General features: G+C 70.0%; 11 protein-coding genes and 1 tRNA gene. 7 read left to right on the forward strand and 5 right to left on the reverse strand.

The genetic code is table 11. The features are described from left to right. Positions 1-125: 125 nt before the first annotated feature. Complete coding sequence (locus WMF39_RS21300) at positions 126-335, reverse strand: ribbon-helix-helix domain-containing protein (protein WP_437747299.1); 210 nt, start codon at positions 333-335, stop codon at positions 126-128. Between the two features lie 298 nt (positions 336-633). Here WMF39_RS21300 and WMF39_RS21305 point away from each other — a divergent pair, with 298 nt between their 5' ends. The 3 genes from WMF39_RS21305 to WMF39_RS21315 all read left to right on the forward strand — a co-directional run bounded on the left by WMF39_RS21305 (position 634) and on the right by WMF39_RS21315 (position 3,704). Continuing rightward, positions 634-1,497 carry a hypothetical protein gene (locus tag WMF39_RS21305; RefSeq protein ID WP_437747300.1) on the forward strand — a complete coding sequence of 288 codons (864 nt, stop codon included), beginning with the start codon at positions 634-636 and terminating at the stop codon, positions 1,495-1,497. 1 nt (position 1,498) lies between these two features. Beyond that, positions 1,499-2,278 (forward strand): hypothetical protein, encoded by a 780-nt coding sequence (locus tag WMF39_RS21310; RefSeq protein ID WP_437747301.1) that lies wholly within the window; start codon positions 1,499-1,501, stop codon positions 2,276-2,278. A gap of 226 nt (positions 2,279-2,504) precedes the next feature. Beyond that, positions 2,505-3,704: a pseudouridine synthase gene (locus WMF39_RS21315; RefSeq protein WP_437747302.1), complete on the forward strand. Its 1,200-nt coding sequence runs from the start codon at positions 2,505-2,507 to the stop codon at positions 3,702-3,704. On the opposite strand, the gene WMF39_RS21320 is transcribed toward WMF39_RS21315, so the two are convergent. Further along, the gene (locus WMF39_RS21320; RefSeq protein ID WP_012236471.1) at positions 3,616-4,779 is read right to left on the reverse strand and encodes an AAA family ATPase; all 1,164 of its coding nucleotides are present in this window, start codon (positions 4,777-4,779) and stop codon (positions 3,616-3,618) included. The genes WMF39_RS21315 and WMF39_RS21320 overlap by 89 nt on opposite strands. A gap of 175 nt (positions 4,780-4,954) precedes the next feature. Then, a tRNA-Gly gene (locus WMF39_RS21325) sits at positions 4,955-5,029 on the reverse strand. Between the two features lie 413 nt (positions 5,030-5,442). Here WMF39_RS21325 and WMF39_RS21330 point away from each other — a divergent pair. Further along, on the forward strand, positions 5,443-6,672 hold the full coding sequence (locus tag WMF39_RS21330; protein WP_437301585.1) for an FHA domain-containing protein: 1,230 nt from the start codon (positions 5,443-5,445) through the stop codon (positions 6,670-6,672). Between the two features lie 112 nt (positions 6,673-6,784). On the opposite strand, the gene amrB is transcribed toward WMF39_RS21330, so the two are convergent. Next, positions 6,785-8,014: an AmmeMemoRadiSam system protein B gene (amrB, locus tag WMF39_RS21335; RefSeq protein ID WP_437747303.1), complete on the reverse strand. Its 1,230-nt coding sequence runs from the start codon at positions 8,012-8,014 to the stop codon at positions 6,785-6,787. A 332-nt stretch (positions 8,015-8,346) separates the two neighbouring features. Between amrB and WMF39_RS21340 the strand changes: the two genes are divergently transcribed. Next, on the forward strand, positions 8,347-8,949 hold the full coding sequence (locus tag WMF39_RS21340; protein ID WP_437747304.1) for a YkgJ family cysteine cluster protein: 603 nt from the start codon (positions 8,347-8,349) through the stop codon (positions 8,947-8,949). A 10-nt stretch (positions 8,950-8,959) separates the two neighbouring features. On the opposite strand, the gene WMF39_RS21345 is transcribed toward WMF39_RS21340, so the two are convergent. Beyond that, complete coding sequence (locus WMF39_RS21345) at positions 8,960-11,134, reverse strand: RelA/SpoT family protein (RefSeq protein ID WP_437538533.1); 2,175 nt, start codon at positions 11,132-11,134, stop codon at positions 8,960-8,962. A gap of 244 nt (positions 11,135-11,378) precedes the next feature. On the opposite strand from WMF39_RS21345, the gene hemW reads away from it, so the two are divergent. Together hemW and WMF39_RS21355 are read left to right on the forward strand one after the other, a co-directional pair. Beyond that, positions 11,379-12,623: a radical SAM family heme chaperone HemW gene (gene hemW, locus WMF39_RS21350; protein WP_437747305.1), complete on the forward strand. Its 1,245-nt coding sequence runs from the start codon at positions 11,379-11,381 to the stop codon at positions 12,621-12,623. 72 nt (positions 12,624-12,695) lie between these two features. Then, the gene (locus tag WMF39_RS21355) at positions 12,696-13,637 is read left to right on the forward strand and encodes a pyridoxal-phosphate dependent enzyme (protein WP_437747306.1); all 942 of its coding nucleotides are present in this window, start codon (positions 12,696-12,698) and stop codon (positions 13,635-13,637) included. The last annotated feature ends 43 nt before the right edge of the window (positions 13,638-13,680 follow it).

Raw genomic sequence — 13,680 nt, forward strand, 5'->3', positions numbered from 1 at the left:
AAAATGGAGGACCGCGGCGTGCCTGCTCCTAGCGCGACCCGCGCCGCGAAGCTATCCACCCCGAGCGACCGGCGCCCAGGCGTCCGGCACCCCCGGGCCCAGAGCCTTGCGGCCCCCGGCGCCGGTCATTTCTTCGGGAGCGGCGGCGCGGCGACCGGCGGGCTCTCAAGGGACATCTGCCCTGGCAGCACGTGCTCGTAGTGCTTGAGGACCATATCTATCCCTTCGCGGATGTAGACCGCGATCGGGACCTTGGTGCGTTCGTGCAGGATCTTCAGCCGCTCGGCCTGCTCGGGCGTGATGTAGATGGTCGTCGAGACTTTCTTCCGCGACATGTCACGCCCGGGAGGGTAACCCGCCAGTCTCGAAGGGTACGACTGACAAGACGTTACCCTAGATGCCGGTACGTATGATGTCAATCGGAATGGCGCCACCCCGCTCGCCGGGGTTCGGGGATCGGCCGGGCTGAGCCGCGGGTCGCGTCCGTCGCGTCCGTCGCGTTTGGTGGGCTTCTTGATGTGCGCGCGGGCCGCGGTCTAGACTGCGGCTTGAAGCTGGTCCGCGTCGGGACGGCTCGCCCGGCGCGTCGAGCTTCTGTCCCGAGGGTTCCGGGCTGGCCGGAGGAATCTCTTGATGACGCGATTCCCGCTCACCTGGCGGTCGTCCAGGTGCTCGCTTGTGGCCCTGATCACCATTTCGGCCGCCTCCTGCGCGTCCTCGACGCCGGAACCCTCGAGCGCGAAGGGCTCCACCAGCGAACGGGACACGGCGGTCGTCCACGAGCCCTGCGACAAGGACTCCGCCTCTGCGGAGAAGGTCGATGTGAACGGCGACCGGATACCCGACATCATCCACGTGAAGCAAGACGGCCGGGAGGTCTGTCGGGTCGTCGACCTGAACCTGGACGGCGCGATCGACGCCTTCATCTACTACGACGGCAAGGGGGTGGAACGGCGGCGCGAATCGGACTTCGACCGCGACGGGCGGGCCGACGAGATCGCTCACTACGAGCGCGGCGCCATCGTGTTGAAGGAGCGCGAGACCAACTTCGACGACAAGCTCGACACCTGGGACTACTACGAGGGTCCGCGCCTCGCGCGCCGCGAGCGCGACTCCGACGGCGATGGGATCGTCGACCAGTGGTGGCAGTTCAACAACCCGAACGACGCGAAGTGCGCGGTCGTGGCGAGCGATCAGAACGCCGATGGCAAGGCCGATCCCGGAAGCGTGGTGGATCTCTGCGCCGAGTCGTACGGCGCGCCGAAAGCGCCCGTGCCCCCGCCGGGCGGCGCCGCGCCCGTGGAGGGAGGGGCGGGCGCAGGGCAGCCTGCGGCCGCCGGGGCGCCGGGCGCCGCGCCCACAGCTGCCCCCGCCGCGGGCGCGGCTGCATCGACGACCGTCGTGCCCACCGCTGCCCCCGCCGGCGCGGCTGCATCGGCGAGCACCGCGCCCGCGGGCTCCGCGCCCGGCCAGCCGGCCGCCAAGAAGGGACCGTGACATGAGGAGACAAGCGCTCATCGCGCTGGCCACGCTCAGCCTGCTCGGCGCGGCGTGCGGCTCGGATCCAGGGTTCGAAGGCGCGAAGGCGCCGAGGGTCGAGGCGGCTCGCAACGCCGACGGCAGCATCGACGATCGCTCGATGTGCGACTGGAAGGGCAAAGAAGATCGCGAGACGAGCGAGACCGCCGGGCCAGGCGCGATCCAGCCCAACGTGAGGCGCGTCTGGCAGATCGTGGGCACCGGCGAAGACCGCCAGAGGGCGCTCGTCTGCCGCGAGATCGACACCAACTTCGACGGGGTGAAGGACGTCGTCCGCAAGTACAACGACAAGGGCGAGAGCCTTCACGAGGAGTCCGACTCGAACTACGACGGCCGGATCGACACATGGCTCACGTTCGCCGGCGGAAGGCTGGCCGAGGTGAAGGTCGACTCCGATCGCGACGGCAACCCCGACGAGTGGAAGTACTACAGCGGCGGCAAGCTCGCGCGCATCAAGCGCGACACGAACCGCGACGGCAAGCCGGACGTCTGGGAGATCTACCGCATGGGGCGGCTCGAGCGGATGGGCGTGGACATCGACGCCGACGAGCGGGTCGATCGGTGGGATCACGACAACGAGCTGAAGCGCCGCCTCGAGGACGACGAGCGAAAGAAAGAAGAGGAGGCCACCGCTGCAGCCGCGAAGAAGGCTGCGGAAGATCAAGCGGCCGCGGACAAGGCAAACGAGGCCGTGGGCGAGAGCGGGAGCGCGGCGCCCCCCAGCGACAAGAAGAAATAGAGCGCGCCTCCTTCGAGCCGAGGTGGGGTCAACCTCGCCCCCTGCCCTGACCGCGCAGGCGCGCACAGGTGCTCCTGCCGCCGCAGGTGTTCGCCAGCGCAGGCGCGCCGGCGCCTGCCTCGGATCCCAGCAGCGTACCGCCCAGGTCGGTCGACGCGGCGCGAGGAGCGTGCTTATCAGTGCCGTCGGCCGACACCATCGCGTCGGCGTAGGGCCCGAGCACACCATGGAAGAACGTCTGCAGAAGATCATCGCGCGCGCCGGCGTCGCCTCGCGTCGCGCATCGGAGGAGCTCATCCTCGCCGGGCGGGTGCGCGTGAACGGGCGCGTCGTGACCGAGCTCGGCTTGAAGGCCGACCGGCAAAAGGACCGCATCGAGGTCGACGGCAAGCGCCTCGTCTCCGAGGCGCCGGTCTATGTCGCGCTGCACAAGCCGCGGAACGTCGTCTCGACGCTGCGCGATCCCGAGGGGCGCCCGACGGTCGCCGACCACGTGCGCGGCACGGGCGCGCGGCTCTACCCCGTGGGTCGGCTCGACTTCGCGACGAGCGGCATCCTCCTCATGACGAACGACGGCGACTTCGCCAACGCGCTGCTCCATCCGCGCGGCGGCGTGCCGAAGACCTACGTCCTGAAGGTCCAGGGCGTCATGAGCGAGGACGATCTCACGCCGTGGCGCGAGGGGATCCGCCTCGAGGATGGCGTCACGCTGCCGGCCGAGGCGCGGCTGCTCCGCCGCGAGGGCGACAAGACGTGGCTCGAGGTGACCCTCCGCGAGGGCCGCAACCAGCAGATCCGTCGCATGGGCGAGGCGACCGGCTGGCCCGTGATGCGCCTGGCCCGGACGACGTTCGCCGGCGTGAGCTCGGAAGGCCTCCGGCCGGGAGAGTGGCGCGCCTTGACGGTGGATGAGCTCCTCCACATCCGCGAGGCGTTCGGCGTGCCCAAGCGGATCCGCGGCGCGGTGATGGGCGCGTCGTCGGGTCCGGTCGACCACCGCCGCACGGCCAGCTCGGCCCGGTCAGGCGCGAAGGCGTCACCTCGGCCTACACAGGAAGCCGCTGGTGCTGCCGCGCGCGGCCGGGGACCGGCACAGCCGAGGGTTCGCTCCAGAACCAACGCCGACGCCCCGAGCGCACCTGGTCAGGGCCCGGCCGGGCGGATGGCTCGCTCCAGGACCGACACCACCCCGATCACGCCCGCCCGGAGCCCGGCCGGGCGGATGGCTCGCTCCAGGACCGACGCCGCCCCGAGCACGCCCGCCCGGAGCCCGGCAGGGAGGACGGCTCGCTCCAGGACCGACGCCGCCGCGCCCGCGACGCCCGGACCGGGCGCCGCTAGATCTGCGCGAAGCGTCCGCTCCGAAACGAAGCCTCGAGCAGCTGAGACACGCGCGCCTCGAGCTCGCGGGCGCGAGCGTCGTTGATGCCGGCGAGCGCCTGTTTGATCTCGCCGAGCGCCTTCAGCTGACTGAACAGCTGGACGTCGCCGAGCGAGGCGCCGCCCGTGAGGATCTGCCGGATCCGATCGATCTCCGCGGCGAGCGCCTCCACGCCGACGCCGAGCGCGCCGACGCGGCGGCGATCCGGGTGCTCGCGAAAGAAGGCCTCGAGCACCGGCTGCACGATGCCCTCGAGGATCGCCGCCTGATCCTGGTTGTTCCAGATGTGCTTGAGCACGAAGAAGTCGCTCGCGTCGGTCGTCTGGCGGCCATCGAGGTAAGCGCTCGCCGCGAAGAGCTTGAGCATCTTCACGACACGACGATCCGAGAGCGATATCCCCTCGGCGCGGATCTGGAACACCAGCCCCTTGTAGGCCGACAGGAACGCATCGCCGAAGTTCATCCGCGCGCCGAACCCTCGGCCGAGCTCGGCGAGCTCGCGCGCCGCGACGAGCGGGCGAAGCGGCTCGCCGGCCATATGCCGGATCTCCTGCTGGATGCCGCGCTGGAGCAGCTCGCTGAAGTGGTAGGCGTCGAGGTTGTCGGACTGCACCCGCAGGAGGAAGCGGTCGAAGATCGCGGTCAGCGTCTCGTCGCCGGGCACCTCGTTCGAGGCAGCGAAGACGCTGATGAGCGGGCAGCGGAGCACCTGGCCGCCGCTCGCGAACTTGCGCTCGTTCAGCAGCGTGAGCAGCGCGTTCAGGATGGCGCTGTTCGACTTGAAGACCTCGTCGAGGAAGACGATCTCCGCCTCGGGGAGCATCCCCGAGGTGTTCCGGCGGTAGACGCCCTCGCGAAAAGCACCGATGTCGACCGGGCCGAAGATCTCGTTCGGCTCGGTGAAGCGCGTGAGCAGGTACTCGAAGTACCGCGCCTGCATCAGCTCGGCGAGCGTGCGGATGAGCGCGCTCTTCGCGGTCCCCGGCGGGCCGAGGAGCACGCAGTGCTCGCCCGCGACGACCGCGATCATGAGCAGGCGGATGATCTCGTCCTTGCCTAGGAACTGCCGCTCGAGGCTATGGGCAAGCAGGCGCAGGCGCTCGTGGAGCGGAGCGGACATGAGGCGAATCCTCGTATCACAGGCCCGCCGCCTGGCGCACCGTTCGGCGCATCGCCCCGTGGGTTCCCACGACGCCAGCGCGCCGAGCGGTTGAGCAAAATGTTGAACAAAACACAGAGGCCGGTGGGTCACACCGGCCTCGCAGGGTCTGCTCGCTGCCGCAGAGCCTATGTTGTGGAGCGGGAGACGGGATTTGAACCCGCGACGTCAACCTTGGCAAGGTTGCACTCTACCACTGAGTTACTCCCGCAGATGTCAATCACTTAATTCAGGAAACCACTTCTAAAGGCGTTTGTCAGAAAAATCCTGATTCGCGCCGGGTCATCACCGGAGGTTCGCTCCGTCGATGCGTGGCGGATGAGTACCAATCGGCGTGGTGGGAGTCAAGCTCTCAACAACAAAACCTCAAAACTTCCGTCGCCGGCAGGTTGCACGGCCGCTCTGGTCGAGTATTGTGTGGCCATTGCGAGCGAGGGGGCTCGCCAAGCAGCACCACGAACGGTGCCGCTCACAAAAGCCTTCGCGTTCGCGACAGCGGCACCGTGTGGGGGGCTCTTACATCATAAGGGGTGCCCGCCACTCGGCGCGCTCTTGGTTGGCCTGGGTCGACCAGGCAGGTCCTTTGGACTTGGGGGGAGCATGAACGAACAGACTGCTTTGCGAGTGGACGTTGCGGAGACAACGGCGCCGGTCCTTCAGAAAGAGTACCGGTCCGGAGTCCACGCCAAACGACAGGATGACGACGGCGGGTGGGGGCTCGTCCTGATCGGGCTCGACGCTCCGCCGCGGATCGTGAGCCTCATGGACGGCGCCGTGATCGGCAGCGCCGCGCGCGACGGGCGCATTGAGGGCCACGGGATCGCGCCGGAGCACGCGAAGATCAGCGTCCGTTCCGACGGTTGCTACATCGAGGACATGGACACCCACGACGGCACGTGGGTGAACGGCGTCCGCGCCCGGCGCATCGGCGTGATGCACGGCGACGTGGTGCGCCTCGGGCATCAGCTCGGGGTCTTCGTCGAGCGGCACCTCGCGCTGTATGACGGCGCGCCGTCTCGGCTCGGGCCGCTGGTGTTCGGCTCGAAGCAGCGCAAGGACTGGATCGACCCGGTGATGAAGCTCGTGCAGTCGGGCTCCAGCGTCTGCATCGAGGGTGCGCCCGGGGTCGGGAAGCGGACGCTGGCTCGCCTCGCCGCAGCGGTGCGCGAGGGCCTGGGTGAGACGCTGGTGGTCGACGGCAGCGCCGAGACGAAGCCGGCCATTCCGCCGGGCGCACGACCGATGACATGGCTCGTCCTCGACGCCGATCGCCTGCCGCGCCCGCAGCAGCTGGAGATCGCGCACTCGGTCGGTCGCTCGAACGGCGTCAGCATCATCGCGACGACCGGACAGCCGCTCGACCGTGCCGCCGGCGACGGGCGCGTGGCGCCGTGGTTCGCTTCGCTCTTCTCCGGCAAGCGGATCACGATCCCGACGCTCGAGATGCGGCGCGAGGACGTGCCGCTCATCGTGCGCGACATCGCGGAGCGCAACGCGATCGGCCTCGACCGCTTCACTCCGCAGCTCCTGGAGGCGCTCGTCCGCGCCGGCTGGCCGGGCGGCGTCCCGCAGCTCGAGTCCGCGATCGTGACCGCAGCCCAGGCTGCGCCGGACGGTCCGCTCTCCGTCACGCCGATCGCGGGATCGCTCGCGCGCGGCCCGCGGGTGAAGCCGAACCTCCCGCCCGCGACGGATCCTTCGCTCGCGCGCGCCCGCCTCGAGGACGCCCTCGCCCGGGCCAACGGCTCCGTCGCGTCGGCTGCGCGTGCCCTGGGCATGTCGCGACAGGCCATCTACCGCGAGGCCGACCGGCTCGGCCTCGACATCGCGCGCCGCAGGGTCCCGCGCGGCTGAGTGACGCCCGTTTCATCTGCGGGAGCCTCGCGTCGCGCCAGCGCGGGGGGCTCTCGGCGCGCTCGATGACGAAGCGCCAGCGCGCGCCGGGCGGACGCCCAGGCGCGGATCTTCAACCATAAAATCCGAGAGACGTATGGCTGACGATCGATCCCTCCTCGGGGTCGACGCACTGCTCGTAGTGCAGCATCTCGCCGCGTGACGACGGCGGGAGCGCGCGGAGCAGCGTGTAGATGGGGCCGAGGCCGCAGATGCGACGGCTGGCGAGGTCACGTGCGACGTCGACGAAGAAGCCCGGCGCATCGATCGACGTCGCGCGCTCGATCGATGCGAGATCGCGGTCGCGCAGCGCCGTCCGCTGCCGCTCGTCCAGGGGCGCGGGATCACCGAAGCGCGGGCCGACGTGGGCGAGGTCCGCTCCTGCGATGACGAGGACGCGACCGGGGCGCTTCGCCAGGGCGTCGCGGAGCGCCCTCAGAAACGACTCGGCGCCATCGTCTTGCGCGGGGTCGCGACGCCGCGCCTGACACTCCGAGAGGCCGCAGAGGATGGGTACGATCGACGCCGCGCGGCCGCCAAGGAGGTGCCGCACAAACACGGCCTGAAACTCGATCGAGTGCTCGTTCTTGTGCAGGTACTGGTCCTCGCGCACGTCGAAGCGGCTCGCCGCCGCGAGCTCCGCGATCATCTCTCGATCCGGCTCGAGAGGACCGAGCGGCGTCGCGAACGTCTTCTCGCAGACGGCGTACGGACGGCGCATCGCGGCGTGCGACGTCCCGAGCAGAACGAACGTGTCGACCTGCTCGAGCCCTGGACCCGCCAGCGCCTGCTCCAACGCAGCATAGGCATGCCCGTAGCCCGCCGCCGCGCGCCAGAGATCCATGTGCGGCGCGCAGAGCCCGACCATGCGCGTTGGCGCGCTTTGCGGCGCTACAGCGCGCGTCGCTCCGCCCTGCGGCCGCGCGACCTGGAGGCACTTTCGCTCGATGAAGTCGGCGAGCTTCCGCCGATCGCCGTGGTACGCGCCGCCCGCGTGCGCGGCCATCCGGATCGGCGCCGCGTCGAACGATTGCACGACGCTCCGCCGGCGCGCTTGGAATCGCGGGCTGTCGAGCATCCACGCGCGTTCCAGCTCGTCGGCCAGCTGCGACACGTGGGCGGCGTCCACGTGCTGGCCCGTCGACCGGGCGACGTCACGCGCGATCTCGTCGATCGGTCGCCTCCCGTCGAAGCGCGCGAGCACGGCGGCGCTCGCGGCGGGAACGACGACCGGAGACGGCGCGATGCCCTCGGTGTCGCGCAGCATCAACGCGCGGCCATGGCGCTCATCCTGGATGACCACGATCTCAAGGGCTCGAAGCTTCGGGCGCAGCACCGGCATCCAGCGCGAGAATAGCGCGTGCGCGCTCGCCGCCCAGCGCGCGGCCTCGCGCATCCGGGAACAGCGCCGACGCCCCCGCGGTCGCAGCGGCAGCTCGCTCCAGAATGGACAGCGCAGCGCTGGTGCCCTGCGTCAGAGCCCCCGTCAGGATGGCGGATTGCTGCTTCGCAGCGGCGCTGCGTGGCACTAGGGTCGCTGCTTGAAGCTCCGCCCGGCTCCGCACCCCTCCCCTTGCATCGCGACCGCTTCGGGCTGGCAGTACGTCCGATCACCACGAGAGCGCCTCCGAACGAATGCGTCGAATCACGACCCTCGATCCACCCGTCCGTGAAGCCGATCTGCTCACCGAGCTCTCGGCCGTGTACCGCGAGGCGGAAGAGGTCTTCAGTGGCTGGACGTGCGAGGCCTCGACCGAGTGCTGTCGGTTCGGGATCACAGGCCGCGAACCGTACGTGACGTCCGTCGAGCTCGCTGCCGTCCGGCGCGCGATCGCGGCTCGCGGGGGCCGCCGAGCGCTCGAGGGGATCGTGCGAGCGGACGGGGCGGGAGCGCCCGAGCCGGGGGCGTCCGCCGGCGGCCCGAGCCGGCGACGCGCGCTGCCGCAGGCGTCGGAGCGGCGGTGCCCGATGCTCACCGACGCCGGCCGCTGCGCGATCTACGCCGCGAGGCCCCTCGGGTGCCGCACGTTCTTTTGTGATCGCGCCTCCGCTGGATCCCCGGTCCGCCACCACGACGTGACCCGGCTCGTCCGCAAGGTGCAGGAGATCGCCGCACGACACGAGCCGGGCGGCGACCTCGGCCGTCCGCTCACCCGCGCCCTGGCGGAGGCTGGACCGAGCGCCGCGGGCGCGCCGCCCAGGACGAGCAGCTCGGCGCGCGCTCGCCGTGGCCGCTGAGGCCCGCCGCTCAGGTCCGCTCGACGGCCATCACGCCGGGGATCCGCTGCAGCCGCCGGATCACGCTCTTCAGCTGCGCGAGGTCGGAGCACAGGAACGTGAACGTGTTCATCGCCCGACCGTCGTCGCCCGCGCGACAGGTCGCCTCGCTGATGTTGATACCCTGCTCGTGGAACGTGTGGCCGACCGTCGCGAGGATGCCCGGCCGGTTCGCCGTCATCACCTTGATCTGCACGGGGCGGTTGATCTTCGCGCGCGAGTCCCAGGAGATCTCCACGCGGCGCTCCGGGTCCGTGTCGAACGCCTTGGCGCAGTTGCGGCGGTGGACGGTGATGCCGCGGCCGCGCGTGATGAAGCCGACGATCTCGTCGCCTGGCAGCGGGTTACAGCACTTCGTGTAGCGGACGAGGACGTCGTCGATGCCGTTCAGCCGGATGCCGTGGCTGTCGCGCCCGGTGACCTTGCGGACGAGCGACTCGATGCGCCCCTCCTTGATCGACTCGGGCGGCGGGGTCGGCGTGCCCTTCTCGTTCTCCTTGGGCGTGGGCGCGAGAAACTCGCACACCGCGCGGACGCTCACCTTGCCATACCCGACCGAGATGAAGAGCTCGTCGGCCGAGGTGACCCCGAAGCGCTCCATGACCTTGCGCAGCTCGCCCTCGTGCTTCGTGAGGCGACTCAGGCTCATGCTGCGCTGGTGCATCTCCTTCTCGAGGAGCTCACGACCGAGCTTGAGCGACTTCTCCCTTTGCTCCGTGCGCAGGAAGTTGCGGATCTTCGAGCGCGCGCGGCTGGTCGAGACGTAATCGAGCCAGTCCTTCGAGGGGTGCTGGCTCGGGTTGGTCATCACCTCGACCACGTCGCCGTTCCGGAGCTTCGATCGGAGCGGGACGATGGCGCCGTTGACCCGTGCCCCCGAGCAGTGCTCGCCGACCTGCGTGTGGATCGCGTACGCGAAGTCGATGGGCGTCGAGCCGCGGGGGAAGACGCGCACGTCGCCCTTCGGGGTGAAGACGTACACTTCGTCCTGGAACAGGTCGACCTTAACGCTCTCCAGGAACTCGGCCGGATCCTTGAGCTCCTTCTGGAACTCCATCAGCTGGCGGAGCCAGCCGAACCGCGCGGCGTCCTTCGGGTCGATGCCGCCGGAGTTGTTCTCCTTGTACTTCCAGTGCGCCGCGATGCCCTGCTCCGCGACGCGGTGCATCTCGTGGGTGCGGATCTGGATCTCGATCCGCTCGCGCCCGGGTCCGATGACCGTCGTGTGCAGCGACTGGTACATGTTCGGCTTGGGCAGCGCGACGTAGTCCTTGAAGCGGCCGGGGACCGGGGTCCACTGCGAGTGGATCACGCCGAGCGTCGCGTAGCAGTCCGCCACCGACTCGACGAGGACCCGGAACGCGATGACGTCATAGACCTGATCGAAATCGCACTGCTGCGCCTGCATCTTGCGCCAGATCGAGTAGAGGTGCTTCGCTCGGCCGGTGACGTCGACCGCGAAGCCCTGCTCCGCGAGCTTGCCCGCGAGCACCTTCGAGACCTCGTGGATGTACTTGTCCCGCTCCTTCGCGGTCGTCTTGACCTTCTGCGAGAGGTCCGACCAGGCTTCCGGCTCGATGTACCTGAACGATAGGTCCTCGAGCTCGCTCTTGAAGCGCGCGATGCCGAGGCGGTTGGCGAGCGGCGCGTAGATCTCCATCGTCTCCCGGGCGATCCGGTCCTGCGCCTCGGGCTTCATGAACTCGAGCGTCCGCATGTTGTCGAGGCGGTCGCACAGCTTCACGAGGAGCACGCGGATGTCCCGCGCCATCGCCACCAGCATCTTGCGGAAGTTCTCGGCTTGCCGATCTTCCTTGGAAGCGAAGTTGATCTTCGAGAGCTTCGTCACGCCGTCGACGAGGAACGCCACCTCCTGGCCGAAGCTGTTCTCGATGTCGGTGGTCGTCGCGAGCGTGTCCTCGACGACATCGTGCAAGAGCCCGGCGCAGACGCTCGCCGTGTCCAGCTTGAGCTCGGTGATGATCGCGGCGACGCTCGCCGGGTGGGAAAAGTAAGGGTCGCCGCTCTTGCGGGTCTGCCCCTTGTGAGCATCAGAGCTGTAGGCGTAGGCCCGGGCGATGAGATCGACGTCTGCAGCGGGCTGATAGGTCCGGACGCGATCGACAAGCTCCGTCAACGTCAGCATGAAGAGTTCGGTGGGCGCAATGCGCCCCCTCCCTTTCGCACGCTAACACCGCGATCTAGACCCCGCAATTGTGTCACCATGCGCGGCGCGCGCGCGCAGAGTAAGGTGCCCAGGCGCGTTGCCCGGCGCAGGGCACGCGCGCTCCGCCGCGCGTCCTCGTCGCCATCCACGTCGTCCTCATCTCGGTTCATCTCGGAGTTTCCGCTTCGCCCGCTTGCGTCGGGTCGAATGTTGTCGCGGATTCATGAAAACCATGGAGCCGATCACCGTCTACGTCCACTTCCCCTGGTGCCTCAAGAAGTGTCCCTACTGCGACTTCGTGTCTTTCGCGAAGGCGCGGGAGGCGATCGACCACCGCGGCTATGCCGACGCCGTGCTGGCCGAGCTCCGGAAGCGGGAGGATGTGCTGGGCGAGCGCGAGCTCCGGAGCATCTTCTTCGGCGGCGGGACGCCGTCCCTGTGGGAGCCGGACGAGATGGGCAAGGTGCTGTCGGCCATCACCGCGGCCGCCGGCCGGCTCTCGCCGGACCTCGAGGTGACCGTGGAGTGCAACCCCACCTCGCTCGATGAGCAGCGGGCCCGAGCGTTCCGAGCGATCGGAGTGAACCGGCTCAGCATCGGAGTTCAGGGCCTCGACGTCGATCGCCTCCGGTTCCTCGGGCGCCTGCACGACCCAGACGGCGGGCTCGGCGCGCTCTCGGCGGCGCTCCGGTCCGGGATGCCGCGCGTGAGCGGCGATCTCATCTACGGTGTCGCGGTCGGAACGGTCGAGGCGGCGCGGGAGCAACGCCCCGAGCACGCCGCCGCCGAGGCGCGCGCCGTGGCCTCGACGGGGGTGACCCATATCTCGGCGTACAGCCTGACGGTCGAGCCCGGCACCTCGTTCGGAGAGCTCGCGCGGCGCGGTCGCCTGCCGCTCGCCGGAGACGATGGCGTTGCGGACACGTTCTTCGCCATCGACGAGGCCCTCGAGGCCGAGGGGCTCGCCCATTACGAGGTGTCGAACTACGCGAGGCCGGGTCACGAGGCGCGCCACAACCTGGGTTACTGGCAAGGCATCGACTACATAGGGCTCGGGTGCGCCGCCTACGGGACGGTGTCTCGCCCGGACCCGCGCTGGGGCCTGCGCTCGGCCGGCGCGGAGGGGCATGGAGAAGCGTTCGCGGTCCGGTACCGGAACATCGTGAGTCCAGAACGGTACATGGCTGCGATGGCCGAGGGCGGCGAGGCGATCGCCGTGGAGAGCGAGGAGCGGCTCGACCCGGAGACGCGGCTGTCCGAGCGGATCATGCTCGGGCTGCGGCTGCGCGAGGGGCTCGATCTCGAGGCCGCCGCGGCGGCGCTCGGGGTGCCGGCGTGGCCGCCCTCGCGGAGGCGGGCCGCGGAGCGGATCGAGCGCGCCGGCCGCCTGGAGATGGCCGGCGGGCGGGTCCGCGTCCCGCGAGCAGCCTGGGTCTTCGCCGACGGCATCGCGGCCGACCTGTTCTGAAGCAGCGCCGCGAGGGCGTCACGTGGGCTCGCGGTGGACGCCGGGCCGGGACCGCGCTCCGATGAGCGTCCCATGAGCCGTTTGCCTACCGTCGAGGACATCCGCGGCGCCGCCGTGCGCATCGCGCCCCACGCCCACGTGACGCCCGTGATGACCAGCCGCACGATCGACGGCATCGCGGGGGCGCGCGTCTTCTTCAAGTGCGAGAACCTGCAGCGGGTCGGGGCGTTCAAATTCCGCGGCGCGTGCAACGCGGTCCTGTCCCTCTCGGACGAGGAGGCGCGGCGCGGCGTCGCGACCCACTCCTCGGGCAACCACGCCGCCGCGCTCGCGCTCGCGGCCCGAATCCGCGGCGTCGCCGCGTACATCGTCATGCCCGAGAACGCGCCCGCGGTGAAGCGCGCCGCCGTGGAGGGCTATGGCGCCCGGGTCGTGAGCTGCGCCCCCACGCTCCGGTCGCGCGAGGAGACGATCGCCCGCGTGATCTCCGAGACGGGCGCGATCTTCGTCCATCCTTACAACGACCCGCGCATCATCGCCGGCCAGGGCACGGCCGCGCTGGAGCTCGCGGCCCAGGTGGACGATCTCGACGCCGTGGTCGCGCCCGTGGGCGGCGGCGGGCTGCTCTCCGGGACCGCCATCGCCACCGGCTCGCTGTCGCGCGCGCGCACGATCGGCGCCGAGCCCGAGGCCGCGGACGACGCGGCGCGATCGATGCGCGAGGGGAGGATCATCCCCTCGAACGACCCGGTCACGATCGCCGACGGCCTCCGCACTTCGCTCGGCGAGCTCACCTTCGCGGTCCTGCGCGAGCGCGGGGTCGAGATCGTCACCGTGAGCGAAGAGGACATCGTCAAGGCGATGCGCGTCGTCTGGGAGCGGATGAAGCTCGTCATCGAGCCGAGCGCGGCCGTCCCGGTGGCGGCGGTCCTGCGGCGCTTGGTCCACGGGGCGCGGATCGGCGTCATCGTGAGCGGAGGCAACGTCGATTTGACCCGGCTCCCGTTCACCTGAGCGCGATCGCGGGAGCCACGCCCGCTCCCAGCTTCGCCGCGCC

It is taken from the genome of Sorangium sp. So ce1504 (genome assembly GCF_051521635.1).
In the GTDB taxonomy this organism is placed as follows: Bacteria; Myxococcota_A; Polyangia; order Polyangiales; family Polyangiaceae; genus Sorangium; species Sorangium cellulosum_B.

Excerpts from the sequence above, each read along its gene's own strand:
- WMF39_RS21315 (WP_437747302.1), top strand. The coding sequence starts at position 2,505 with ATGGAAGAACGTCTGCAGAAGATCATCGCGCGCGCCGGCGTCGCCTCG.
- WMF39_RS21310 (WP_437747301.1), top strand. The coding sequence starts at position 1,499 with ATGAGGAGACAAGCGCTCATCGCGCTGGCCACGCTCAGCCTGCTCGGC.
- WMF39_RS21305 (WP_437747300.1), top strand. The coding sequence starts at position 634 with ATGACGCGATTCCCGCTCACCTGGCGGTCGTCCAGGTGCTCGCTTGTG.
- WMF39_RS21355 (WP_437747306.1), top strand. The coding sequence starts at position 12,696 with ATGAGCCGTTTGCCTACCGTCGAGGACATCCGCGGCGCCGCCGTGCGC.
- hemW (WP_437747305.1), top strand. The coding sequence starts at position 11,379 with ATGAAAACCATGGAGCCGATCACCGTCTACGTCCACTTCCCCTGGTGC.
- WMF39_RS21320 (WP_012236471.1), bottom strand. The coding sequence starts at position 4,779 with ATGTCCGCTCCGCTCCACGAGCGCCTGCGCCTGCTTGCCCATAGCCTC.
- WMF39_RS21345 (WP_437538533.1), bottom strand. The coding sequence starts at position 11,134 with ATGCTGACGTTGACGGAGCTTGTCGATCGCGTCCGGACCTATCAGCCC.
- WMF39_RS21340 (WP_437747304.1), top strand. The coding sequence starts at position 8,347 with ATGCGTCGAATCACGACCCTCGATCCACCCGTCCGTGAAGCCGATCTG.
- WMF39_RS21300 (WP_437747299.1), bottom strand. The coding sequence starts at position 335 with ATGTCGCGGAAGAAAGTCTCGACGACCATCTACATCACGCCCGAGCAG.